At 71.4% G+C, this 24,653-nt stretch carries 23 protein-coding genes; 9 read left to right on the top strand and 14 right to left on the bottom strand.

Features of this window, described 5'->3' with window-relative positions:
* Positions 1–93 precede the first annotated feature (93 nt).
* The 5 genes from ACXJY8_RS20595 to ACXJY8_RS20575 all read right to left on the bottom strand — a co-directional run bounded on the left by ACXJY8_RS20595 (position 94) and on the right by ACXJY8_RS20575 (position 3,544).
* Positions 94–489, bottom strand: coding sequence for a hypothetical protein (locus ACXJY8_RS20595; RefSeq protein ID WP_463773008.1), 396 nt, complete (start codon positions 487–489; stop codon positions 94–96).
* Positions 490–637: 148 nt separating this feature from the next.
* Entirely contained in the window at positions 638–1,750 is a 1,113-nt protein-coding gene (gene modC / locus ACXJY8_RS20590) for a molybdenum ABC transporter ATP-binding protein (protein WP_463773005.1), read from the bottom strand.
* Between the two features lie 4 nt (positions 1,751–1,754).
* The gene (modB, locus tag ACXJY8_RS20585; RefSeq protein ID WP_463773001.1) at positions 1,755–2,468 is read right to left on the bottom strand and encodes a molybdate ABC transporter permease subunit; all 714 of its coding nucleotides are present in this window, start codon (positions 2,466–2,468) and stop codon (positions 1,755–1,757) included.
* Between the two features lie 10 nt (positions 2,469–2,478).
* On the bottom strand, positions 2,479–3,270 hold the full coding sequence (gene modA / locus ACXJY8_RS20580) for a molybdate ABC transporter substrate-binding protein (RefSeq protein WP_463772998.1): 792 nt from the start codon (positions 3,268–3,270) through the stop codon (positions 2,479–2,481).
* 70 nt (positions 3,271–3,340) lie between these two features.
* Entirely contained in the window at positions 3,341–3,544 is a 204-nt protein-coding gene (locus ACXJY8_RS20575; protein ID WP_463772995.1) for a hypothetical protein, read from the bottom strand.
* 131 nt (positions 3,545–3,675) lie between these two features.
* Between ACXJY8_RS20575 and ACXJY8_RS20570 the strand changes: the two genes are divergently transcribed.
* From ACXJY8_RS20570 to ACXJY8_RS20545, 6 genes are all read left to right on the top strand, one after another.
* Positions 3,676–4,614 carry a 50S ribosomal protein L11 methyltransferase gene (locus tag ACXJY8_RS20570; protein ID WP_463772991.1) on the top strand — a complete coding sequence of 313 codons (939 nt, stop codon included), beginning with the start codon at positions 3,676–3,678 and terminating at the stop codon, positions 4,612–4,614.
* A 23-nt stretch (positions 4,615–4,637) separates the two neighbouring features.
* Entirely contained in the window at positions 4,638–6,464 is a 1,827-nt protein-coding gene (locus ACXJY8_RS20565; RefSeq protein WP_463780856.1) for an aminopeptidase P family protein, read from the top strand.
* 154 nt (positions 6,465–6,618) lie between these two features.
* Positions 6,619–8,784 carry a protein-disulfide reductase DsbD family protein gene (locus ACXJY8_RS20560; RefSeq protein WP_463772988.1) on the top strand — a complete coding sequence of 722 codons (2,166 nt, stop codon included), beginning with the start codon at positions 6,619–6,621 and terminating at the stop codon, positions 8,782–8,784.
* 3 nt (positions 8,785–8,787) lie between these two features.
* Complete coding sequence (locus tag ACXJY8_RS20555; RefSeq protein ID WP_463772984.1) at positions 8,788–9,405, top strand: redoxin domain-containing protein; 618 nt, start codon at positions 8,788–8,790, stop codon at positions 9,403–9,405.
* 44 nt (positions 9,406–9,449) lie between these two features.
* Positions 9,450–10,682: an MFS transporter gene (locus ACXJY8_RS20550; RefSeq protein WP_463772981.1), complete on the top strand. Its 1,233-nt coding sequence runs from the start codon at positions 9,450–9,452 to the stop codon at positions 10,680–10,682.
* Positions 10,683–10,854: 172 nt separating this feature from the next.
* Positions 10,855–11,433, top strand: coding sequence for a hypothetical protein (locus tag ACXJY8_RS20545; RefSeq protein ID WP_463772976.1), 579 nt, complete (start codon positions 10,855–10,857; stop codon positions 11,431–11,433).
* 24 nt (positions 11,434–11,457) lie between these two features.
* Here the strand turns inward: ACXJY8_RS20545 and tolB are convergent, their stop codons facing one another.
* From tolB to tolQ, 4 genes are all read right to left on the bottom strand, one after another.
* On the bottom strand, positions 11,458–12,792 hold the full coding sequence (tolB, locus tag ACXJY8_RS20540; RefSeq protein WP_463772973.1) for a Tol-Pal system beta propeller repeat protein TolB: 1,335 nt from the start codon (positions 12,790–12,792) through the stop codon (positions 11,458–11,460).
* 143 nt (positions 12,793–12,935) lie between these two features.
* Positions 12,936–14,366: a cell envelope integrity protein TolA gene (gene tolA / locus ACXJY8_RS20535; protein WP_463772971.1), complete on the bottom strand. Its 1,431-nt coding sequence runs from the start codon at positions 14,364–14,366 to the stop codon at positions 12,936–12,938.
* Between the two features lie 12 nt (positions 14,367–14,378).
* Positions 14,379–14,825: an ExbD/TolR family protein gene (locus ACXJY8_RS20530; RefSeq protein ID WP_463772969.1), complete on the bottom strand. Its 447-nt coding sequence runs from the start codon at positions 14,823–14,825 to the stop codon at positions 14,379–14,381.
* Positions 14,826–14,852: 27 nt separating this feature from the next.
* Positions 14,853–15,569, bottom strand: a complete 717-nt coding sequence (gene tolQ, locus ACXJY8_RS20525; protein WP_056465906.1) for a protein TolQ — start codon at positions 15,567–15,569, stop codon at positions 14,853–14,855.
* Positions 15,570–15,997: 428 nt separating this feature from the next.
* Between tolQ and ACXJY8_RS20520 the strand changes: the two genes are divergently transcribed.
* Positions 15,998–17,251, top strand: a complete 1,254-nt coding sequence (locus tag ACXJY8_RS20520; RefSeq protein WP_463772963.1) for a methyl-accepting chemotaxis protein — start codon at positions 15,998–16,000, stop codon at positions 17,249–17,251.
* Between the two features lie 54 nt (positions 17,252–17,305).
* Here the strand turns inward: ACXJY8_RS20520 and ybgC are convergent, their stop codons facing one another.
* A complete protein-coding gene (gene ybgC / locus ACXJY8_RS20515; RefSeq protein WP_463772961.1) occupies positions 17,306–17,749 on the bottom strand; it encodes a tol-pal system-associated acyl-CoA thioesterase in 444 nt (147 codons plus the stop codon).
* 404 nt (positions 17,750–18,153) lie between these two features.
* Between ybgC and ACXJY8_RS20510 the strand changes: the two genes are divergently transcribed.
* Complete coding sequence (locus ACXJY8_RS20510; RefSeq protein WP_463772957.1) at positions 18,154–20,910, top strand: bifunctional diguanylate cyclase/phosphodiesterase; 2,757 nt, start codon at positions 18,154–18,156, stop codon at positions 20,908–20,910.
* 18 nt (positions 20,911–20,928) lie between these two features.
* On the opposite strand, the gene ruvB is transcribed toward ACXJY8_RS20510, so the two are convergent.
* Positions 20,929–21,930, bottom strand: coding sequence for a Holliday junction branch migration DNA helicase RuvB (ruvB, locus tag ACXJY8_RS20505; protein WP_463780853.1), 1,002 nt, complete (start codon positions 21,928–21,930; stop codon positions 20,929–20,931).
* 276 nt (positions 21,931–22,206) lie between these two features.
* On the opposite strand from ruvB, the gene ACXJY8_RS20500 reads away from it, so the two are divergent.
* The gene (locus ACXJY8_RS20500; protein WP_463772954.1) at positions 22,207–22,761 is read left to right on the top strand and encodes a Uma2 family endonuclease; all 555 of its coding nucleotides are present in this window, start codon (positions 22,207–22,209) and stop codon (positions 22,759–22,761) included.
* A gap of 40 nt (positions 22,762–22,801) precedes the next feature.
* Here the strand turns inward: ACXJY8_RS20500 and bfr are convergent, their stop codons facing one another.
* From bfr to ruvA, 3 genes are all read right to left on the bottom strand, one after another.
* A complete protein-coding gene (gene bfr, locus ACXJY8_RS20495) occupies positions 22,802–23,299 on the bottom strand; it encodes a bacterioferritin (RefSeq protein WP_463772950.1) in 498 nt (165 codons plus the stop codon).
* Between the two features lie 62 nt (positions 23,300–23,361).
* Complete coding sequence (locus ACXJY8_RS20490) at positions 23,362–23,631, bottom strand: (2Fe-2S)-binding protein (protein WP_463772946.1); 270 nt, start codon at positions 23,629–23,631, stop codon at positions 23,362–23,364.
* A gap of 259 nt (positions 23,632–23,890) precedes the next feature.
* Entirely contained in the window at positions 23,891–24,508 is a 618-nt protein-coding gene (ruvA, locus tag ACXJY8_RS20485) for a Holliday junction branch migration protein RuvA (protein WP_056215331.1), read from the bottom strand.
* Between the last annotated feature and the right edge of the window lie 145 nt (positions 24,509–24,653).

Below are 24,653 nucleotides of genomic sequence, written 5' to 3'. Positions count from 1 at the left end.
GGGCCGGCGGTTTTTTCCTGTCGATGCGACAGCAACGAAGAAGGCCGGGGCTCAGCGCCCCGGCCTTCTCTTCGTTTCGGTGGGTGTGGCGCGTCAGGCGGTGCGGTCGAGGGGCCGGGCGGCGGGCTTGGAACGGGCTTCGGCGGCCTCCGCGTAGGCGCGGGCCTTGAGCACCACCGGATCCGGCAACTGGACCACGACGTCCCCCGAATTCGGGTCGACCTCCTGGTAGACCACGGCCTTCGTGTCCCGGTCGATGCGGATGCGCGGCTCCATCGCCGCCGGGGCCGCCTTCGCGTCCTCGTCGCTCGTCGGCGCCCGGGGCGTTCCGGCCCGGGGATCGGTCCCCTGATCCTGACCGCGGATATCGACCCGCACCGCTGGCGCGAGGGGGGCCGGCGCCTGAACGGGCTGGACCGGTGGTATCGGGGCCGGCGTGGCGCCGGTGACGCGGGCCGGCAGCACGGCGCCGAGGCTTGTGATCGACATGGCACGCTCCTGCTCGCGGCTTCTGCGCTGTCCCCCTAGACAAGACCCGCGCCGTGAATGGGATCTTAAGGAATTGGTTTTGCAGGCCCTTTCTTGAGTCGCATGCTCAATGCCACGCTGAGGAGATGCATCGAATTTTAACGACCCCTTAGATCTCGACGGCGGCGGCCGCGCGTCCCATGCCGTGGGGATCGAAGGCGACGCTCTTCACGATGGCGAAGACCGGACGTCCGGGCACGAGACCGAGCTCGTGCACGGAGGCTCGCGTCAGGCGGGCGGAGAGCACCGCCCCGCCGCAATCCACCTCCACCAGCACCGTGCCGCCGGCCTGGACATGGAGGGCAAGGACTTGGCCGCTCAGGCGATTTCGGGCACTCAGCCCGACAGGCTCTGCGAGAGAAAGCAGGACGTCGCGGGCGGGGATGTGGACGCGGATCCCGGTGCCGACGGCCTGGGCCAGGCGGGGCACCAGCAGCCGCCCGGCGCGCCCGGAGAGGAGCGTCAGACCCGAATTCGGAGCATCGGCCTCCACCACCATGTCGAGGAGCGCACCGGCCTCCGCCGCGTGGAAGGCGCCGAGATCGCCCCGGCGCAGGATGCCCTCTGCGGCCCCGGCCGCCGCGACCCGGCCCCCTTCGAGCACCACGATGGTGTCGGCGAGGCGGGCCACCTCGGGCACCGCGTGGCTGACGTATACCAAGGGGATCGCGGCCACGTCGCGCAGGCGCTCGATCAGCGGCAGGATCTCGGCCTTGCGCTCGGCATCGAGGGCGGCGAGGGGCTCGTCCAGGAGGAGCAGGCGGGGTCGCGACAGCAGCGCTCGGCCGATCGCCACGCGCTGGCCCTCGCCGCCGGAGAGGCCGGCCGGCCGCCGGTCGAGGAGGTGGCCGATGCCGAGGAGCGCGATGACGGCGTCCGGGTCCAGGCCGGCCTTGTCCCGGCGGCCGCGGGCGAACCAGCGCCCGTAGGCGAGATTCTGGCGGACCGAGAGATGGGGCATCAGCCGCGCCTCCTGGAAGACGGTGCCGATGCGGCGGCGATGGGCGGCCACCGCGCGGCCCCGCTCCGTGTCGAGCAGGGTCTCGCCGTCGAGGACGATCCGGCCCCGGTCGGGCCGGGCCAGCCCGGCGAGGCAGGCGATCACCGTGCTCTTGCCCGAGCCCGAGCGTCCGAACAGGGCGGTGAGGCCCGGCGGGGCGGTGAAGGCCACGTCGAGGCGGAAGGCGCCGCGCGCCAGGGCGAGATCGACCGCCAGCGTCATGGCCTCAGCCCGCCCCGATCCGGCGCCCGACCCGGCGCGCGAGGAACTCCGAGACGAGCAGGGCCGCCATCGAGATCGCCACCGAGATCAGGGTGAGGCGCAGGGCGCCGGCCTCGCCGCCGGGCACCTGGGTCAGGGTGTAGATCGCCGAGGGCAGGGTCTGGGTCTCGCCGGGGATGTTCGACACGAAGGTGATGGTGGCGCCGAACTCGCCCATCGCCTTGGCGAACGCCAGCACGCCGCCGGCGAGCACCCCCGGCAGGGCGAGGGGCAGCGTCACGGTGAGGAAGACCGCGAGGGGGCCGGCGCCGAGGGTCGCGGCGGCCTGCTCGACGCGGGCATCGACGGCCTCCAGGGAGAGGCGCATCGCCCGCACCATCAGGGGGAAGCCCATCACCGCGCAGGCGAGCGCCGCCCCGGTCCAGCGGAACGAGAACACGATGCCGAGATCGGCGAGGGGCGCCCCGAGGGCGCCGCGCCGGCCGAAGGCGAGGAGCAGGAGGTAGCCGGTCACCACCGGCGGCAGGATGAGCGGGAGATGGACCAGCCCGTCGAGGAGCGCCCGGCCGGGAAAGCGCCGCCGTGCCAGGACCCAGGCGACGGCCAGACCCGGCACGAGGCTCGCCAGGGTGGCGACCCCGGCCACGCGCAGGCTGAGGGCGATGGCGGACCATTCCTCCGGCGTCAGGCCGAGCCGGTCCGGGAGCGGCGGAGCCAAGACCGGACGATCAGGTCCGGTTCTCGGCGCCGATCACCGAGAAGCCCTGGCGCTCGAAGAACGCCCGCGCGGCGGGGCTGCGCAGGTAGGCCAGCAGCGCGGCCGCATCCGGGTTGGCCGAATCCTTGGTGAGCGCCACCGGATAGATCACCGGCGGGTGGCTGGCGGCCGGGAAGGTGGCCACCACCCGGACGCTCGGGTCCGAGACCGCGTCGGTGGCGTAGACGATGCCCAGCGGCGCCTCGCCGCGGGCCACGAGAAGGAGCGCCGCCCGCACGTTCTCCGCCTGGGCGACCCGGCCCTTCACGCCCTCCCAGGCGCCGAGATGCTCGAGGGCCGCCTTGCCGTACTTGCCGGCCGGCACCGCCTCGACGTTGCCCATGGCGATGCGCCCGTCGCCGAGCGCAGGGCCGAGGTCGAGGCCGGGCTTGAGGTCCACGGCCACGCCCGAATCCTTCGGCGCGATCAGCACCAGGGCGTTGCGCAGGAGGTTCGCGCGGGTGCCCGGCTTGAGACCGTCCCGGGCCGCCACGTAGTCCATCCAGGCGAGGTCGGCGGAGACGAACAGGTCGGCCGGCGCCCCGGCCTCGATCTGCTTGGCCAGGGCGCTGGAGGCCGCGTAGGAGATCCGGGCGGTCTTGCCCGTCTCCTTGGTCCAGGCGGCGGCGGCCTCGTCGAGGGCGTTCTTCAGGCTGGCGGCCGCGAACACCACCACGGGCGTCTCGGCCCGCGCCGGTGTCCCGCCGGCCCAGATCGCCAGGCCGAGCACCGCACCGAGCCACGTCCGCCGCGTCTGGATCATCGATCTGTCTCCCGTCGCCTGCCGGAGTCGCCCGGCGGGTCCGCCATAGCACGGATCGCGACCGCGTCCGTCAGGCGCCGCGCTCCTCCTCCTCGGCGGGCACGCGTTCCGACCGGTGCAGGCGGCTCAGGAGCACCAGCATCGGTCCGGGAAGCGGCCCCGTGAGCGTCTCGGCATCGGTGAAGACCCCGCGCTCGCGCGCGAGGCGACGGCGGGCCTTGGACTTTTCCGCGAGGACGACCGGCGTTCGTCCGCCGGTTCTTCTGATTTTCATACGCACAACGCACGCTCCGACATCGACGTGAGCCTGGAGAAGCGACAACAAACGCGGATCGGGCGGTTCCGTTCCGGCCAAGCTTGCGCGCGAGGTGGCGGCGGGACGTCGCGGATGGTAGAGCCCCGACCATGCTCGAAGGCCTGCCTCCCCACCGCCCGACCCACGTGCTGCGCCTCCTCACCGACGAGGGCTCGGCGCGCGCGATGACCGATCTCCTCGGCGAGATGTTCGACCCGACGCAGACGGCGGTGGCCGCCTTCGAGGCCGAGGACGGCCGGACCTGGCGGCTCGAGGCCTATTTCGCCGACGCGCCCGACGAGGACATGATCCGCGACCTGATCCGCCCCGTGGTCGGCGCGCAGGCGGACGTCGCCACCTTCGAGACCATTGACCAGCAGGATTGGGTGCGCGCCTCGCTCGAGGGCCTGAAGCCGGTGCGGGCCGGCCGCTTCCTCGTCCATGGCAGCCACGACCGCGACACCGTCCGCGCCAACGACCTCGCCATCGAGATCGAGGCCGCGCTCGCCTTCGGCACGGGCCATCACGGCACCACCCTGGGCTGCCTGCGGGCCTTCGCGGACATCCTCAAGCGCGGGCGCCCGGCCCACGTGCTCGACGTCGGCACCGGCACCGGCATCCTGGCCTTCGCGGCGGCGAAATACCTGCACACGCCGGTGATCGCCGGCGACCTCGACCCGGAGGCGGTGACCACCGCGATCGGCAATGCCCGCCTCAACGGCCTCGGGCCGGTGCTCCGGCTCTACCAGGGTCCGGGCGTGCGCCACGCCCTCGCCGACCGGCCCCGCCGCTTCGACGTGGTCTTCGCCAACATCCTGGCGCGCCCCCTGAAGGGCCTGGCGCCGTCCCTGACGGCGGTGGTCGCCGACCACGGCGTGCTGATCCTCTCGGGCCTGATCGAGCGCGACGTGCCGGGCGTGCTCGCCACCTACCGGCACCGCGGCTTCCATCTCGCCCGGCACGGGCTGATCGAGGGCTGGGCGACGCTGGTGCTGAAGCGCGGCGGCGCGGCGGCGCGCCCGCGCCGGACGCGGTTGCGGCCCTTCTGAGCTCGGCGTAACCCTTGAGCGCCATGACCCGTGCCCGCTTCCAGACCTTCGACGATCCGAGCCACCGCCAGGGGGCCGCCCGCATCCGGGCCCTGCGCGGGGCCCTGACGGATGCCGGGCTCGACGGCTTCGTGGTGCCGCGCGCCGACGAGCACCAGTCGGAATACGTGCCGCCCCAGGCCGAGCGCCTGGCCTGGCTCACGGGCTTCACCGGCTCGGCCGGCACCGCCGTGATCCTGGCCGAGACGGCCGCCCTCGTCGTCGACGGGCGCTACACCCTCCAGGCCCCGGCCCAGGTCGACACCGCCTTCATCACCCCGGTGCCGCTCGCCGAGACCAGCGTGGCGGCCTGGATCGGCGCCCATCTCCAGCCCGGCCAGGTGCTGGCCTACGATCCCTGGCTGCACACGCCCGACAGCGTGGCGCGGATGGAGCGGGCGGCGGCCAAGGCCGGCGCGCGCCTGCAGGCGGTGGATCGGAACCCCGTCGACGCGGTCTGGCCCGACCGGCCGGAGCCGCCGGCGGGGGCCGTCGTCGTCCATCCGCCGGAGCTCGCCGGGGAATCCGCCGGGGACAAGCTCGCCCGCATCCGGGCGGCCCTGGCCGAGGCGGAGGACGCCGCCCTGGTGATCTCCGACCCGCACAACCTCGCCTGGGCCTTCAACCTGCGCGGCGGCGACGTGGCCCACACGCCCCTGGTCCTGGGCTACGCGCTGGTGCCGCGCGCGGGCCGGGCCGCCCTCTACCTGACCTCGCCGAACCTGAGCCCGGAGCTGCGCGAGGTCCTGGCGCCCCTGGCCGACCTGCACCCGCGCGCCGCCTTCGCGGACGGCCTCGCGGCCCTGGCGGCGAACGGCGCGCGCCTGCGCCTCGACGCCGCCACCGCCGCCTACGCCCTCAAGCAGCGGGTCGAGGCCGCCGGCGGCGTCGCCGATCTCGGTCCCGATCCGATCACCGCCATGAAGGCGGTCAAGAACCCGGCCGAGATCGCCGGCACCCGGGCCGCCCATCGCCGCGACGGTATCGCGGTCACCCGCTTCCTCGCCTGGCTCGATGCCCAGGGCGAGACGCTGACCGAGATCGCCGCCGTGGAGGCCCTGGAGGATTTCCGGGCCGAAGGCGGTCTGCTGCGCGACGTCTCGTTCCCGACGATCTCGGGCAGCGGCGCCAACGGCGCCATCGTCCACTACCGGGTCAGCCGGGAGACCGACCGGCGCATCCGGCCCGGCGAGCTGTTCCTCGTGGATTCCGGGGCGCAATATGCCGACGGCACCACCGACATCACCCGCACGGTGGCGATCGGCCCGCCCTCCGAGGCGATGCGCGACCATTTCACCCGCGTGCTCCGGGGCCATATCGGCATCGCCCGGGCGGTGTTCCCGAAGGGGACCACGGGGGCGCAGATCGATGCCTTCGCCCGCCTGCCGCTCTGGGAGGCCGGGCTCGACTTCGACCACGGCACCGGCCACGGCGTCGGCTCGTTCCTGTCGGTGCACGAGGGGCCGCAGCGCATCGCCAAGACCGGGACGGTCGCCCTCGAACCCGGCATGATCCTCTCGAACGAGCCGGGCTATTACAAACCCGGCGCCTACGGCATCCGCCTGGAGAACCTCGTGCTGGTCGAGGCCCGCGCGGTGCCCGGCGGCGAGCGCCCGATGCTCGGGTTCGAGACCCTGACCCTCGCCCCCTTCGACCGGCGCCTGATCCGGCCCGACCTCCTGAGCCCGGAGGAGATGGCCTGGATCGACGCCTACCATGCCCGCGTGCGGGAGGCCCTGGGGCCGGACCTCGACGCGGCGACGCGGGCCTGGCTCGAGGAGGCGACCCGGCCGATGGTGGCGGCGGTCTGAACCCGGCTCGGCCGGAACGCCGGACGGCCCTTGCGACCATCGCCCGCCTTCCGGCGGCGCGGAAATGCGCGGACAAGGGATCTCGCGGCGTCGGGATTTTGCGCTCCTGCCGAACGGACGTAACCTGCACGCCTCCAGCACCGAACAGGACCCGATGATCCGGCTTCTCGCCCTGGCGCTCGCGCTGCTCGGCCTCGCCCTGACGCCCGCCTCCGCCCAGGGGCTCAAGATGCCGGCCGACCTCGTCAAGGCGAGCCTCGTCGGGGAGCCCTCCGCGATCCGGCCCGGCGAGCCCTTCACGGTCGCCATCCGCCTGGTGATGCGGCCGCACTGGCACGTCTACTGGCGCAATCCCGGCGATTCCGGCCTCGCCCCGGAGGTCGCCTGGACGCTGCCGGCCGGGTTCACGGCGGGGCCGATCCAGTGGCCGGTCCCGAGCCGCATCCCCGTCTCGCACCTGATGAATTTCGGCTACGAGGGCGAGGCCGTCCTCCTCGCCGAGGTGACCCCGCCGGACACGCTCGCGGCGGCCAAGCCGGTGACGCTCCAGGCCAAGCTGACCTACCTCGTCTGCGAGCGCGAATGCGTGCCGGGCTCGGCCGAGCTGCGCCTGACCCTGCCGGTGGCGCAGGGCGGCACCAGCACGGGGGTCGCGCCCGGCGCGATGATGCTGTTCGAGGCCGCCCGCGCGGCCCTGCCGGTGCCCGCCCCCTGGCCCGTGCGCTACGGCGCCGAGAACGGGCGCCTGCAGGTGCACCTCGCCACGCCCCCGGGGCTCGCGGCCTCCTCGGTCGCCTACTTCCCCTATGCGGAGACCGCCATCGAGAACGCCGCGGCCCAGGAGGCGCGCAGCGACGCGGACGGGCTGCACCTCGACCTCGCCCGCGGCGACACCACCGAGGCGGCGCCCGCGACCCTGCCGGGGGTGCTCGCCTTCGACGAGGCGACGCCGGACGGACCCGTGCGCCGCGCCTACGCGGTCGGCGAGGCCCCGGGCGCGGGCAGCGCCGCCAGCGCCGCCTCCGCCGCCGCGCCGACCTCGGGACCGGTCCGGGCTCCGGACGAGAGCCTGACCCTGTGGAGCGCGGCCGGCCTCGCCTTCCTGGGCGGCCTCCTCCTCAACCTGATGCCCTGCGTCTTCCCCGTCCTGTCGATCAAGGTGCTCGGCCTGGTGTCGCATTCCGGCGAGCCGGCGGGGCGCGTCCGGCTGCACGGGCTCGCCTACACGGCCGGCGTGCTCGCGTCCTTCCTGGCGCTCGCCGGCCTGCTCATCGCCCTGAAGGGGGCGGGCGCCGGCATCGGCTGGGGCTTCCAGCTGCAATCGCCCCTGGTGGTGGCGGGCCTCGCCGACCTGCTGTTCGCCATGGGGCTCAGCCTGTCGGGCGTCGTGCATCTCGGCGCCGGCATCGCGGGACTCGGCGACGGGCTGACCCGGCGGGCGGGCCTGGAGGGCTCGTTCTTCACCGGCGTGCTCGCCACCGTGGTGGCCACCCCCTGCACCGCCCCCTTCATGGGCTCGGCGGTGGGCTTCGCCCTGACGCAGGAGGCCGGCGTGAGCCTCGCCGTGTTCGCGAGCCTCGGCCTCGGCCTCGCCCTGCCCTTCCTCGTGCTGACCGTCTGGCCCGCGGCCCTGCGGCGCCTGCCCCGGCCCGGCGCCTGGATGGACACCCTCAAGGGCGCGCTGGCCTTCCCGATCTACGCCACCGTGGCCTGGCTGGTCTGGGTGCTGTCGCAGCAGGTCGGCTCGGCCGGGCTCCTCGCCGCCCTGGTCGGGCTCGTGCTGGTCGGCCTCGCCGCCTGGGCCTGGGAGCGCGGGCACGGGGCCGGCCCGGCCGGCACCTGGATCGCGCGCGGCACCGCCGCGGCGGCCCTCGCCGCCCTGGCGATCCTCACCCTCGGCCTCGACCGGGACCGGGCCGGGGCCGAGACCGCGCAGGCCGGGACCGGCGCCTTCACCCAGGCGCGCCTCGACGGGCTCCTGGCCGAGGGCAAGCCGGTCTTCGTGAACATGACGGCGGCCTGGTGCATCACCTGCCAGGTCAACGAGCGCGCGGCCCTGCGCTCCGAGGCGGTCCAGGCCGGCCTGAGGGCCCGCGGCATCACCTATCTCAAGGGCGACTGGACCAACCAGAACCCCGAGATCACCCGCCTGCTGGAGCGCCATGGCCGCAGCGGCGTGCCGCTCTACCTCCTCTATGCCGGGTCCGGCGAACCCGCGGTCCTGCCCCAGATCCTCACCCCCGGCCTCGTGCTGGAGGCCCTGCAGGCGGTGCCGCTGGCGGCGACGGACCGGAGCGCCGCCCTGACCACGGAGCGATAGCCGATGCCCCGGACCCGCCGTCTCCTCCTCGCCGCCGGCCTCGCGGCGCTCCTCGCGGGCCCCGCCCTGGCCGCCGGCCCGCAGGTGGGCCAGCCCGCGCCGGCCTTCAGCGCCCAGGCCTCCGACGGCCGCACGGTCCGGCTCTCGGACTATGCTGGCAAGACGGTGGTCCTCGAATGGACCAACCACGACTGTCCCTTCGTGATGAAGCATTACGGCGCGCACGCCATGCAGGCGCTGCAGAAGACGTGGACCGGCCAGGGCGTGGTCTGGCTCAGCGTGATCTCCTCGGCGCCGGGCGAGCAGGGCGCCGTCGACGGGGCGGAGGCCGACCGCCTGACGAAGAGCCGGGACGCCGCGCCCAGCGCCGTGCTCCTCGACCCGACCGGGACCCTCGGCCGGGCCTACGACGCCAAGACCACCCCGCACATGTTCGTGGTCACCCCGGACGGCACCCTCGCCTACCAGGGCGGCATCGACGACAAGCCCTCGGCCGATCCGGCCGACCTCAAGACGGCCCGCAACCACGTCGACGCGGCCCTGACCGAGCTCGCCGCCGGCAAGCCCGTCTCGGTGCGGTCGGCCAGGCCCTATGGCTGCACGGTCAAGTACGCCTCCTAATCCTTTTCCTTGACGGGAAAACCTCCCTGCCGCAGCACGGCCGGATGAGCACCGATGCCGCGCCGCGCTGGACCGTCTTCCGCAACGGCGATTTCCGCCTGTTCGGAACGGCCCGCTTCCTGACCGGCCTCGCCTTCCAGATGCAGGCGGTGGCGGTGGGGTGGTTCGTCTACGACATCACCCGCTCGGCCCTGGCCCTCGGCATGGTGGGCCTGGCGAGCTTCCTGCCGGCCCTGCTCTCGGCCCTGGTGACGGGCCACGTCGCCGACACCTACGACCGGCGTCTCGTGGCGGCCCTGGCCTACGCGATCCTGGCCCTGGCGGATTTCGGGCTGCTCCTCGCGGCCCATTTCGGCACCACGACCCTGTGGCCGATCTACGGGCTCGTCGTCGTGATCGGCACCGGCCGCGCCTTCGCCAACCCGGCCCTGCAGGCCCTGCTGCCGACCCTGGTGCCGCGCGCCCTGTTCGGCTCGGCCATCGCCTGGAACGCCTCGCTCTGGCAGAGCGCCTCGATCCTGGGCCCGGCCACCGGCGGCTTCCTCTACGCCCTCGGGCCGGCGGTGGTCTTCGGCGCGGCTGCCGCGAGCTTCGCCCTCGCCAGCGCCCTCATCCTGGCGATCCGGTTCCGGCCCGCCCTCCTCGCCGAGCGGCCGCCCGTGACCTGGGAGACCCTCTCGGCCGGCCTGACCTATATCCGCACGCATCCGGTGGTGCTCGGCGCCATCAGCCTCGACCTCGTGGCGGTGCTGCTCGGCGGGGCCACCGCCCTGCTGCCGATCTTCGCCGCGGAGGTGCTGCATGTCGGCCCCCTCGGCCTTGGCATCCTGCGCAGCATGCCGGCGGCCGGTGCCGTGCTCACCGCCGTCGCCCTCGCCTACCGGCCGCTGCAGCGCCATGCGGGCCTGCGCATGCTCCAGGCCGTGGGCCTCTTCGGCCTCGCCACGGTGGGCTTCGGGCTCTCGACCTCCCTGCCCCTCTCCATGGCCTGCCTGTTCGTCACGGGGGCAGCCGACATGATCAGCGTGTTCGTGCGCCAGACCTTCGTCCAGGGCGAGACGCCCGACGCCATGCGCGGCCGGGTCTCGGCGGTGAACTCGGTCTTCATCGGCGCCTCGAACGAGCTCGGCGAGTTCGAATCCGGCACCCTCGCGGCCCTGATCGGCGCCGTCCCGGCCGTGGTGGCCGGCGGCCTCGCCACCCTGCTGGTCGCGGCCCTGTGGGGCCGGGTGTTTCCCGCGCTGCGGGCACGGGACCGGCTCGTCCCGGCGGAGTGAGGAGCGGGATTATCCCTTTGGCGGCACGTTCGTGGTGCGTGAGGGATAATGCGTGATGCAGCAAGCACTTGGCCCGGGTCTCAGCGTCCCGCGCCTTGTGATCCCGCATGGCCAAGCTTTTGTGCATGACAGCCGCCTGCACGCAGAGGTAGAAATACGGCGGGAGGATGCGATGGCCGACATCAAGGTGGTTGCGGGGAACTGCGGCAAGGGCCGGGGCACGTATCAGGCCGGGGTCCTGACCAGCCCGGACGGCGTCGAGCGCTCGGTCGAGAGCATTCTGACCGTGGAGGCCCACGGAGACGTCGCGGGCGCACGCAACTGGGGCGGGCAGGTTCTCGAAGGCCTGAAGGGAAGCCTTGCCCTTGCCTCGAACATCGACTTGAGCGGAACGGCCCTGCTCGCCGCGACCGCCCTGACGTCGGTCTCGGCCGAGGAATCCCAGCCTCAGACGCTGCTGGAGATCACCTTCCAGGAGGGAGACCTGCTGATCGCCCTGGCCGACCCGCGGCTTCCGGCGCTGATCAGCAACGATCGGGAAGTGCTGCGGCGGGGCTTCGCCCGGGCCGCACAGCGGGTGTCCCAGCCGGTCGACGGACCGGGACACGCGGATTCGTCCCTGGCGACGACGGCGAGCGAAGCGGCCCAGGCGGCCGTCGGCGCCGTTCAGGCTGTGACCGGAGCCGCCGGCGCATCGCTGAGCTCGGCTTTCAGCTTCGTTCGCCGAACCACGGGCTACGAGCGCGGCTGAGGCTGCCGCCGCGCTCGTCGGTTTCTACTTCCCCGACAGCAGCGGCGACCAGGTCGGGTCCGAGGCGTAGGAGGGGGTCGGCACCGGCTGCTCCACCTTGCCGGTGATGTCGACCATGTAGAGCTTGCCGCCGCCTTGGCCGCCCGGATCGCGGAAGAACAGCACGTACTGGCCGTTCGGCGCGAAGGTCGGGCCCTCGTTGTGGAAGCCTTCCGTGAGCACGCGCTCGCCCGAACCGTCCGGCTTCATCACGCAGATGGCGAAGCCGCCCTTGCGCTGGCGGGTGAAGGCGATGAGGTCGCCGCGCGGCGACCAGGCCGGCTGCGAGGCCGAGCCCTCGCCGAAGGAGAGGCGGGTGGGCGTGCCGCCCGAGGCGCTCATCACGTAGATCTGCTGCGAGCCGCCGCGGTCGGATTCGAACACGATCTGGCTGCCGTCCGGCGAGTAGGTCGGCGAGGTGTCGATGGCGTTGCCGTTGGTGATCGGGGTCTGGGCCTTCGAGGCCAGATCCATGACCACGATGTCGGCGTTGCCGCCCTGCTGCACGCTCATCACGAGGCGGCGGCCGTCCGGCGAGAAGCGCGGGCTGGTGCTCATCGAATCGGCCTTGCCGAGCGCCTGCCGGCTGCCGGTCTCCAGGTTGATGACCTGGATGCGCGGCTGCTGGCCGGTGGTCTGGGTCATGAAGGCGATGTCCTGGGTCGCCGGGGAGTAGCGCGGCGCCACCACGGCGTTCTCGCCGTTCGTGAGGGCGCGCACGTTGGCGCCGTCCTGGTCCATCACCATCAGGCGCTTGCGCCGGTTCTCCTTGGAGCCGGACTCGTCCACGAAGGCGATGCGGCTGTCGAACCAGGGCCCGAGGCCGGTGATCTTGGTGTAGACCGCGTCCGAGATCAGGTGGCCGGTGCGGCGCGCATTGGCCGGGTCGGTGCCGTATTGCTGGCCCGTCATCTGCTGGCCCGAGGTCACGTCCCAGAGGCGGAACTCGACCTTGAGCTTGCCCGCGGCGTCGCGGGCGACGCGGCCGGTGATCAGGGCCTGGACGCCGGCCGCCCGCCACTTCTCGAAGCCGGGCACCGAATCGAAGCCCGGCGCCTCGGGAAACTTCGCCTTCTCCACGGGGGTGAAGTAGCCCGAGCGCCGCAGGTTGTTGGTGACCACGCTGGAGACGAGGAGCCCCAGGCTCGGATCGCCGGAGAAATCCGTGACCGCGATCGGCATCGGCTGGAACGAGCCGCCGCCGATGCGCAGGTTGAGCTGCGCCGCCGCTGGCGTCAGCCCGAACAGGACGAGGGCCAGGAGCGCGAGGAGCGACGTCAGGCCCTTGGACACGGGGCTCTCGGGAAGACTGCGATGCATGATCGATTCCGTGGTCGTGGGAATGCGAGGATCGGGGATGGGTCCGCGAGGTACGCGCGGGCGGGACGGCCCCGCCTCACGCCGCGGGCGCCGGGTCGCCGCCCCGGGCCGCACGCAGGTGCCGCCGGGACGGGGCCGCCGCATCACGCCCGCGAGAACTCGAACTCCGCGTTGATGGCTTTCCAGTCGTTGTAATACGGGGCGTACTGGGCCGGGATCTTGTAGGGCGCGCAGCGGCGCACCGCCCGCTGGGCCGCCTCGGCGATGGAGCGATCCACCGCGTTCGCACCGCCGCGCATGATCCGAGGCTCGGAGGTGAGCGTGCCGTCCGGGTTCAGCCGGATGTCGAGCATCGGCAGGACCACGCCCTGGGTCGCGCCCGGAGGCGCCACGTAGCAGCGCTCGATCTGCTGCTGCAGCATGCCCACCAGGGCATCCCGCAGGGAGGGCGACAGGCGCTGGGCGGTGCCGGAGGCCGCCCCCAGGGAGGCGGTGCGCTGGACCTCGCGCCCGGTGGCGCCGGTGGATTGCGAGGGTGCCTTCGAGGCGAGCAGCGAGCGGATGTCGCCCGCGCTGAACTTGTCGGCGAGCTCGGCCTGCTTCTTGGCCTTGGCCTCCGCGTCGGCCTTCGCCTTGGCATCCGCCATCGCCTTGGCCTTCGCCTTGGCGGCCGCGTCGGCCTTGGCCTTGGCCGCGGCTTCCGCCTTGGCTTCGGTCTCCGCCTCGGCCTTCGCCTCGGCCAGCTCCTTCTGACGCTCCGCTTCCGCCTTGGCCTTCGCCTCCGCCACGGCCTTCGCCTTGGCTTCCGCCTCCTTCTCCGCCTTGGCTTCCGCTTCCTTCTCGGCCTTGGCCTGCGCGTCGGCCTTCGCCTTGGCCTCCGCCTTCGCCCTGGCGGCGGCAGCGGCCTTCGCGGCCTCAGCCTTGGCGGCGGCCTCGGCCTTGGCCTCCGCCTCGGCTTCCTGCTTCTCGATCAATTCGGCGAGCTGCTCGCGCTTGACCGCCTCGGCCTTCGCCTTGGCGGCGGCCGCGGCCTTGGCTTCCGCGGCGGCGGCCTTCGCCTCGGCCGCAGCGGCGGCCTTCGCCTCGGCGGCGGCAGCGGCCTTGGCAGCCTCGGCCTTGGCCGCCTTGGCCGCTTCAGCCTTGGCCGCTTCCGCCTTTGCGGCCTCCTTGGCAGCCTCCTTGGCGGCTTCCTTGGCCGCCTCGGCCTTGGCTTCCTGCGGGTCGGGCTCGCTGGAGCGCAGCGGCATCTCCTCGGCGCTCGCCACCTTCATGTCGGCCGGGCGCTTCGGGGGCGCCGGGGCATCCACCTTGGCGTTCTCGGGCTCGCGTTCCTCGAACTTCTCGGCGACGCGGTCGGCGCGCGGCTTGGCGTTGGGCTGCGGCGCGTCGGCGTTGCGCTCGCCCTTGGTCAGCTCCGAATATTGCTGCTCGGTCATCACCTCGACGGGCACGCCCTCCTGCGCATCCGGCAGGGCGGGGGCCGCCACCGAGAGCAGGGCGACCGTCAGCAGGCCGACATGCGTCGCCGCCGAGACCCAGACGCCCGGTTCACTGCGCTTGAAGGGAACTCGCACCGCCGGGGCCCGCTACTTCTGGTCCGGCTCGGTGACCAGGGCGACCTTCCTGAAGCCGCCGCCGGTCACGATCGCCATCACCTGGGCGACGCGGCCGTAATCGACCCGCTTGTCGCCGCGCACGAACACCCGCTCCTCGAAGCCGGCCTTCGCGCTCTCGGTGAGCTTGGGCACGATGGTGTCGTCGGACAGTTCGCTCTCGCCAAGGAAGACCTGGCCCGACTGGCGGATCGACAGGGTCACGGGCTTGGTGTCGGAGTTCAGCGGGCTCGCCTTCGATTGCGGCAGGTCGAGGGGCACGCCCACCGTCATCATCGGCGCCGCGACCATGAAGACGATCAGCAGCACGAGCACGACGTCGATGAACGGCGTCATGTTGATCTCGTTGATGGCCGCGTGCCGGCGTCCCCGCCGGCGCCGTCCGCCACCACCCTGCGCTGCTCCGTGGGCCATGCCCATGATCGTTCCTCGGGTGTGGGAGTGGGGTCAGGCGACGAGCGAGAGGCGCTCGTCGATCTGCCGCGAGAGGATGGCGGAGAACTCGTCGGCGAAGCCCTCGAGGCGCGACTGGTTCTTGGCCACGGTCGATTGCAGCTTGTTGTAGGCGAGCACGGCGGGAATCGCCGCGAACAACCCGATGGCGGTGGCGAACAGCGCCTCGGCGATGCCCGGGGCCACCACCGCCAGCGAGGTGTTCTTGGAGGCCGCGATCGAGGTGAAGGCGGTCATGATGCCCCAGACCGTGCCGAACAGGCCGATATAGGGGCCGGCCGAGCCGATGGAGGCGAGGAAGAGCAGGCGGGATTCGAGGCGCTCGACCTCGCGCTGGATCGTCACGTCCAGCACCTTGTCGATGCGCTGGGACAGGCTCTGGATCTGGCGGCCCGAGCCCTCGAAGGAGCGCTTCCACTCCCGCATGGCGGCCACGAACAGGGCCCCCTGCCCCACCGGCTGCCGGTCGTTGAACGAGCGGTAGAGTTCCTCCAGCGAGCGGCCGGACCAGAACGCCTCCTCGAAGGCGTCCATCTCGGCCTTGGTGCGGCGGAACAGCAGGGTCTTGTCGACGATGATCGACCAGCACCAGATCGAGGCGCCGATCAGCCCGAGCATCACGACCTTGACGACGAAGTGGGCCTGCAGGAACAGCCCGAGCAGCGTCATGTCGGGGGCCGGCATCGCCTGCATGGCATCGGCTGGGTTCATGACGTGATCCTCGAAAAACCCCGCGCGGAGCCGTCACGGAACCGGTGGTCCGTCTTGCGCGCTTCAACCGGAACCTTGAGCGATTTCAAGGCTCAATGGCCCGCGAATCTGTCGAAAGTATGGGCCGGCCTTGTGCATCGCACGCGCCCGGCAGGACGCAGTTAAGCACCCGGCAGGGTTAACATTCCCTTGCTGCCCCCCGGCCGCCCTCGGCCGCCCCCGGCCGCCCTCGGGCCGGCGGGTGGCCGGCCCCGCTCCGGACGCTGCGAATCCCCCATGTCCGACGCCATCCGCCCGCCAGGCGGACAGAGACACGGGGAATTCAGTCGAGACGGAAGAATTCATCTTTGTTTTATACTTGTTTAATCAATATAAGGTACGTTTACCCGGCACATAAGGCTATAATCATCGACTAGAAAGTCAAACCCATGCCCAGCCAAAGAGCGCTTTTTGGGTCCCTGCGCCGGCCGCAACCCGAGATCCGGACCGATGTCGGGACGCAGATCGAATGGGAGGCCGTGCTGAACGCGCTCCCGGTCAACGTCCTCGTCCTCGATCCCGTGACCGCGAACATCACCTATGCCAACCGCCGCAGCGTCGAGACCATGCATGCACTGCGGCAATACCTGCCGCGGGAAGTGAATCCCGATCAGATGGTGGGCACGTCGATGGACGTGTTCCACAAGAACCCCCATCACCAGCGCAGCATCGTCGCCGATCCGTCCCGCCTGCCGTGGCGCACCAAGATCCGGCTCGGCCCCAAGACCCTCGACCTGCACGTCTCGGCGGTGATGGCACAGGGCGCCTACATCGCGGCCGTGCTGTCCTGGGCCGACGTGACCCCCTTCACCGATGCGATCTCGGCCTTCGATTCCGCGATCCAGACCGCCCTGGATGCCGCCGGGGGCGCGACGCAGACCATGCAGGACTCCGCCAACCAGGTCCTGGAGAAGACCGGCGAGACCTCCGACGCAGCCGCGACGGCGTCGACGGGCGCCGTCGGGACCTCGGTCAACGTCCGGACCGTGGCCAGGGCGGTGGAGGAACTCAACACCGCCAATGCCGAGATCACGCAGCAGATGAACCGCTCCCGTTCCGTCACCGGCGAGGCGGTGGAGGAAGCGCGCCAGGCCGTCACGAGCGTGCGCGCCCTGAGCGAGAATTCGAACCATATCGGTCAGGTCGTCGGCATGATCGGCCAGATCGCCAGCCAGACCAACCTGCTGGCCCTCAACGCCACCATCGAGGCGGCGCGGGCCGGGCCGGCCGGGCGGGGCTTCGCCGTCGTCGCCAGCGAGGTCAAGGAACTCGCGGCCCAGACCGCCCGGGCCACGGACGATGTCTCGCGTCAGGTCGCGATGATCCAGACCGCGACGACCTCCACCGCCTCGACCATCGAGCGGATCGCCGGCATCATCGCCCGAATCGACGAGAGCGCGATCTCCGTCGGGTCCGCCGTCGAGGAGCAGTCGGCCACCTCCACCGAGATCCGCCGCAGCGTCGAGGAGGCCTCGGGCCGGACCGAGACGGTGAGTTCCAGCGTCGCGGCGGTCGCCATGAGCGCGACGGATTCGGCCAAGTCGGCCGAGAGGATGCTGCGCGCGACGGCGGATCTCAATCGCGAGATCGAGGCGGTGGCGGCCGCGGTGAAGCTCTTCCTCGGCGAAGTCCGCAAGATCTGAGGCGGACACGCCCCCGATCGGGGGCGGGGCCACCGGCCGGCCCCGTGCCTCCGGCTAGGCCAGCGGCGTGGGTTCGGGATCGCCACGCTCGGGCGACAGGCGCTGCCGCAGGCTGTCGGGCAGGCGGACCGCGCGGCCGTCGCGGACGCAGGCGACCACGACCTCGGCCTGCACGAGGCGCTCGTCCCCGCGCAGCACCTCCTGGGCGAGGTGCATCGAGGCGCCCTTCAGGGCGGTCGTCCAGGTCCGGATCGCCAGGAGATCGTCCATCCGCGCGGGCTTGGCGTAGTCGATCACCATGCGGCGCACGACGAAGTGCAGCCCGGCCGCGTCCCGGTGCAGATCGGATTGATCCCCCGCGAGCCCGCGCAGGAGTTCGGTGCGCCCCCGCTCCATGAAGCGCAGGTAGCTCGCGTGATAGACGAAGCCGGAGAAGTCCGTGTCCTCGTAGTAGACGCGCACCGGCAGGGTGTGGAGGCCGGGTTCGGACTGGGTCAACGGCGAGTCTCCCGGTTTTGTGATGAACGACAACACCGGCCGGATCGCGCTGCCGGGCCGGCATACGGTCCGCGTGGCGAGGGCGGCCTTTCCCGCGAAGGGCCGGCCATGCGCCCCCGACAGGCCCCCCGAACCGGCTGGCCGCTCTAGCAGATTCCCGAATGCGAGCAACGCCGCCCCACGCGAAGCCGCGCCTCCGGGCCGATTGCCGCGCGGAGCGGGCGCGGCCACGTCCCTGCGCAGGGCAGAAAACCCGCTGGACAACGCGGAAGGAAAATTAATCCATTCCCCCGTTGATCGAGTGAAAGGCGCCCGCACGCCGAGTTCTCGACGTTTTTGGACAAAGACGTCAATGTGATTCGGCGCGATGTCCGTGCCGCAGCGGCGGTACACAGGATAGGATCATGCCGACGACCAGTGCTCGGAAGCAATTGTCTCGCCTGATCACATCGACGAAAGACCTTTGCACAAATTCTTTTGTCTTTCTCGCCGCTGCCGGCGGCATCCTCGGCCTGGCCATTGCCGCGAGTGCGGCGCTCTTCATCGCGGACCTGTACGGACGGGCCATCGCCGATACCGAGCAGAACCTCGTCAGCCTGACGACCGTCCTAGCCGACCAGGCCGACCGGGCCCTACAGGCCATCGAGCTGGTGCAGGATTCCCTGATCGACGAACTCCGCGTCGCCGAGATCGCCACCCCGGCCGCCTTCGCGACCCAGATGGGGACGCGGGCCATGCACGAGTCCCTGCGGGCGCGGACGGCGGCCCTGCCCCAGGTCAATGCCGTCACGGTGGTCGACCACACGGGCAGGCTGCGCAACTTCACCCGGTTCTGGCCGATCCCGGACGTGAACATCGCCGACCGGGACTACTTCAAGGCGCTGGCGTCGGATCCGCTGCTGCAGCGCTTCATCAGCGAGCCGGTGCAGAACCGCGGCAACGGCAGCTGGACCCTGTATATCGCCCGCAAGATCTCCGCTCCGGACGGGACCTTCCTCGGCCTCGTGCTCGGCGCCGTGGAACTGCAGTACTTCGCCGGCCTCTACGGCCAGATCGCGCCGCAGCCCGACTACGTCATCTCGCTGTTCCGCACCGACGGGGTGCTCCTGGTGCGCCATCCGCACCGGGAGGATGCGATCGGGCGCGGCTACACCACGACCGGCGCCGCCCTGATCGCTCTGCGCAACAGGGCCGGCGGCGTCACCCGCACCGTCAGCCCCATCGATGCGCAGGATCGGCTCATCGCGACCCGCACGCTCTCGAACTACCCGGCGATCCTCAGCGTCAGCCGGACCACGGCGGAGGCTCTCGCGCCCTGGCGCCGCCAGGCCACGGTGCTGGGCACGGCCGCCGGCCTCCTCGACCTCGGCCTCGTCGGGCTCTTCGTGCTCGGCCGACGCCAGGCCCGCGGGCAGGAACTGCTCCTGCGCGCGGAGGAGCGGGCCCGGGGCGAGCACGCGCTGCGCACGCAATACGCCCGCTTCGGGATCGCCCTCGACAACATGGCCCAGGGCCTCTGCCTGTTCGACCTCGACAATCGGCTGATCGTGATGAACGCGCGCTACGTCGACCTCCACAGCGTCCCCCCCGATCTGCGCCAGCCCGGCACGACGCTGGACGCCATCCGGGCCTATCTCGCGGCCAGCCACGACGATCGCGTGCCGCCCTGGCCGGACCCGAGCCGGGCCTCGACGCATCCGGCCTCCTTCACCTGGGATCTCCCCGATGGGCGCGCCCTCGCGATCAAGCACGTGCCGATCCGCGGCGGCTGGCAATGCACCCACGAGGACATCACGGAGCGACGCCAGAGCGAGGCGCAGATCGTCCGGATGGCGCGCCACGACGCCCTGACCGGGCTGCCCAACCGGGCCTTCCTGCGCGAGCACATGGCGGGCGTCCTCGCCGGTCGCGGCTCCGGCGGGCGGACGGCGGTGCTCTACCTCGATCTCGACGGCTTCAAGGGGGTGAACGACACGCTCGGTCATCCGGCCGGCGACGCGCTCCTGTGCCTGACCGCGCAGCGCCTCGGGGAGTGCCTGCGCGCCTCCGATTTCGTGGCGCGCCTGGGCGGCGACGAGTTCGCCATCGTCCAGTCCGGGATCGTCGCGCCCGCCGATGCGGCCGATCTCGCCGCGCGCCTGATCGCCGTGTTCCAGGCGCCCTTCGCGATCCAGGACCAGGAGATCGTCATCGGGACCAGCATCGGGATCGCGCTCCTGGAGCCGGACGACGCGGACAGCGACACGGGCCTGCGCCGTGCCGACGTGGCGCTGTACCAGGCGAAGGCGGCGGGCCGCGGCACCTGGCGCTTCTTCGAGGCGGACATGGATACGGACATCCAGCGCCGGCACCATCTCGGCGCGGAGCTGCGGCGTGCCCTGGCGGGCGGCCAGTTCGAACTGCATTACCAGCCCCTCGTGGCCGCACGGACCCGGACGCTCAGCGGCTTCGAGGCGCTGCTGCGCTGGCGCCATCCCGAACAGGGCCTGATCAGTCCGGACATCTTCATTCCGGTGGCCGAGGAGATGGGGCTGATCCGGCCGATCGGCGCCTGGGTCCTCGCCCAGGCCTGCCGCGAGGCGGCGACCTGGCCGGACACGCTCAAGATCGCCGTCAATCTCTCGTCCGTGCAGTTCGTCCGCGGCGATCTCGTCGAGGACGTGACGCGGGCGCTGGTCGGCTCCGGGCTCGTGGCGAGCCGTCTGGAACTGGAGATCACCGAATCCGTCCTGCTGCGCGACAATGCCGAGACCTTCCGGATTCTGCACCGGCTGCACGGGCTCGGCCTGCGGATCGCGATGGACGATTTCGGCACGGGCTATTCGAGCGTCAGCTACCTGCGGCGCTTCCCCTTCGACAAGCTCAAGATCGACAGGTCCTTCGTCCGCGCCCTGGGCCAGGAGAGCGGAAGCGTCGCCATCGTGCGGGCGCTGGTGGGGCTGGGCAAGGCCTGCAGCATGGGCGTCGTCGCCGAAGGGGTCGAGACGGCCGAGCAGGCGGCGATCCTCGAGGCGGAGGGCTGCGACGAGCTGCAGGGCTTCCTCTTCAGCCGTCCGCTGCCGGGGGCCGACCTCGGGGACATGCTCGCACGCCGGGTCTTCGCCGTGCCGGGCATCGAGGGCGTCCGCTGCGAGTCGAAGCAGCACCGGGACGCGGCCTGACGCCCCGGCCCGCGCCGCTCAGGCGTCCGGGTCGTCGGCGTTGAACAGGCCGAACTGCCCGCTCGGCTCGCGCCGGGGCTCGGGAAAGCCCATGTGGCGGAAGGCGTGGGGCGTGAGCATGCGCCCGCGCGGGGTGCGCTGGACGAAGCCCTTCTGGATCAGGAACGGCTCGATGATGTCCTCGATGGCGTCGCGGGGCTCCGACAGGGCGGCCGCGATGGTCTCGATCCCGACCGGGCCGCCATTGAAGGAACTCGCGATCATCGTCAGGTACTTGCGGTCCATCACGTCGAGGCCGGCCGGATCGACGTCGAGGAGCTGCAGCGCCCGGTCGGCGATGGCGCGGGTCACGGTCGGCGCGTCGGCCACGATGGCGAAGTCGCGCACCCGGCGCAGCAGGCGCCCGGCGATGCGGGGCGTGCCGCGGGCGCGCTTGGCGATCTCGTTGGCGCCCTCCGCCGACATGCCGAGGCCGAGGACGCGCGCGCCGCGGCTGACGATGAGCTCGAGCTCGTCGACGTCGTAGAATTCGAGCCGGATCGGGATGCCGAAGCGGTCGCGCAGGGGCGTGGTCAGCAGGCCGGCGCGGGTGGTGGCGCCCACCAGGGTGAATTTCGGCAGCTCGATCTTGACCGAGCGGGCGGCCGGCCCCTCGCCGATGATGAGGTCGAGCTGGTAATCCTCCATGGCCGGATAGAGGATCTCCTCCACCGCCGGGTTGAGCCGGTGGATCTCGTCGATGAAGAGCACGTCGCGCTCTTCCAGGTTCGTCAGCTGCGCGGCGAGGTCGCCCGCCTTGGCGATGACCGGGCCGGAGGTGGAGCGGAAGTTCACCCCGAGCTCGCGGGCCACGATCTGCGCCAGGGTCGTCTTGCCGAGGCCGGGCGGCCCGACGAACAGCACGTGGTCGAGGGCCGAGCCGGTCTTCTTGGCCGATTCGATGAAGATGCTCATGTTGGCGCGCGCCGCCCGCTGCCCGATGAACTCGGACAGGCTCAGCGGCCGGATCGACTGCTCCAGGTCGTCCTCGCGCCGCTCGGGCGTGAGGAGCGATTCGGGAAGTGGCTGGAGGGTCGGCGATTTGGGCGCCGACGCCTTCGAGGTGGGTCTCGTAGGTTTGCTCACACGGATTCTCGGTGGGGGCCGGGGCCGGCGTCCATCATCTGTTCTCGTGGCGGATGTCGCACAACGGCGCCGTTCGCGCTACATTCCCGTCGCGGCGCAGGGCGTGTGGGGCGCTGGTTCGTCGCAGCCGGAGAGCTTCCCGTGGGTGGTGCATCGCACGAATTCGAATGGATGGCTCTCGACGATTTCGAGGAGTTGCTGGCCGATAAGCCCCGGAACGAGCGATGGGAGCTGATCGGGGGGCGCGTGGTCCGGATGATGGTCGGCGCGCGCTGGGAGCATGCGCGGATCGTCCAGAACATCGCCCTGGGCCTGGAAGTCGGCTTTCGCGCGAAGGGATCGTCCTGCCAGACCTTCACCGAAACATTCTATATGAAGAGCAAAACCCTAGACGCCGCGATGCTTCCGGATGTGCTCGTCGTCTGCGGCGACATCGAACCTGGCGCAACGTCTGTTGAAAATCCCACGGTCCTGGTCGAGGTGCTCTCACCTGGGACCGAGGCCCGAGATCGCTTCGAGAAGTGGGCCGTCTATCAGCAGCTCGCCTCACTTCAGCACTATGTGCTGGTGGCGCGGGACCGGCCGCATCTCGAGGTCTTCGACCGCATCGAAGGACGCTGGAGCGGGTTTCGGGTTATCGATGGCCTTGACGAGGTCCTCGATCTTTCGACGATCCAGGCGGTGCTGCCCCTGCGCGATATCTACTTTCGCGTACTGTCCGTTTGAGCGCCGGGCCTCGAAGCCCGGCGCCCAATCCTTCCGACCTTTATTCGGCTTCGGGAGCGATCGGCTCCAGGCCGCCGATATGCTTCTGGGCATAGAGCGGCAGGCCGACCTGGCCGATCAGCTCCAGCTGCGTCTCGAGGAAGTCGATATGGCCCTCCTCGTCCTCGGCCAGGTCCTCGAACAGGCGCTTCGACACCCGGTCGTTGATCGAATCGCAGTACTTGGCCGCCTCGAGATAGAGCGCGCGCGCCTCGTTCTCGGCGGCGAGATCGCACTCGATGATCTCCTGGACGTTCTGGCCGATCCGCAGGGGATCGAGTTCCTGCAGGTTGGGGAAGCCGTCGAGGAACAGGATCCGGTCGACGAACCGATCCGCGTGGTTCATCTCTTCGATGGATTCCTTGCGCCAGAACTTGGCGAGCTCGATGTAACCCCAGTCGTTGAGCATGCGGAAATGGAGCCAGTACTGGCTGACCGCCGTGAGCTCGCTGCGCAGTCCCCGATTGAGGTACTCGACGACCTTCGCATCACCCTTCATCCGCCCAATCTCCCTTGAGGCACGTTCTGCCGGAGGGGAGCTTCAGCACCCGGAATGGGCGCTCAGGCGGCGATCCCCTCCTCCGCAGCCTGGACCTTGACCAAACTACAGGAGCTCGCGCAAGTCGCCGTGCACGCATGCGCGGCCTCATCGAGGGCGTTTTCGAGGGCGTTCTGCAGGATGCCGCGGATGGTGCGGGCGCAGCGCCCGCATTTCGGGCTGCATCCGAGGCAGGCCTGGACCTGGGCCGGCGTGCGCGGGCAATCCGGGCCGCGATGCAGGCAGGCGCGCACCGCGCGATCGGACAGGACGTTGCAGGAACAGACGATCATGCGGGACCGTGACTCGTGCGTGGCTCGTGCCGTGGGGTGAGGCCGCCGGATGGGTTTCCACCCGGCCACTTCGTCGAATCTGAGGCGGTACCGATGCCGAAGCGCAAAAGCTGAGCCCGGACATCGAATTGTCGACTAGATTAGAACAATTGAAAACTGCTTTACTTTCAGCAGGTTAGCGTCGTTCCTCTCAACTGGCAACCGGGCGCGCGAGGATCAAGGGCACAATCGCGTCGCGCACAAGGGATCGCGGCCGCCCTCAGCGGGCGAGTTCGCGCAATCCGAGCCGGATCAGGGTCTTGGCCTCGGCGCCCTCGCCCGCGTTCTTGAGGGCCTCGGCGATGGCGGCCGAGGCCTGGACGGGGGCGTAGCCGAGATTGACCAGGGCGGAGATGGCGTCGGCGACGGGCTGCGGCGCGGTGCGGGCCTCGACCGCGCCGGAGAGCGCGATCACCGCGGGATCGATGGGCGCGAAGGCCGGTGCCTTGTCCTTCAGCTCCGCCACGAGGCGCGCCGCGAGGCGCGGGCCGACGCCGGGCGCCCGCGCCACCGCGCCCTTGTCGCCCATGGCGATGGCCGAGGCGAGGGCCCCGGGTTCGAGCACCGAGAGCAGGCCGAGCGCCACCTTGCTCCCCACCCCCTGCACGGTCTGGAGCAGGCGGAACCACTCGCGCTCGGCATCCGAGCGGAAGCCGTAGAGCCGGATCATGTCCTCGCGGACATGGGTCTCGATGGCGAGGTCCGCCGCCTCGCCGATGCCGGGCAGGCGCTGCAGCGTCCGGGCGGAGCAATGGACCACGTAGCCGACGCCCTGCACGTCGAGGATCACGAAATCCTCGCCATAGGAATCCACCACGCCCTTCAGCTTGCCGATCATCGCCTCGCCCATCCCTCGCGCCGCCGGATGCCCATCCGTCGGCGGATTGCCTACAGGGGGTCGGGCGCGAGCGCCATGTGCTCCGTCGCGACACCGACGGCGCCCGCGGCCGGCACCGGTGCCGCCTTGAGGCCGCGCGGCGTTC

The sequence above is a fragment of the Methylobacterium sp. TK31 genome (assembly GCF_055361545.1).
The sequence above is the reverse complement of the archived record's forward strand: the minus strand, read 5'-3'. Positions and strand labels throughout refer to the sequence as shown.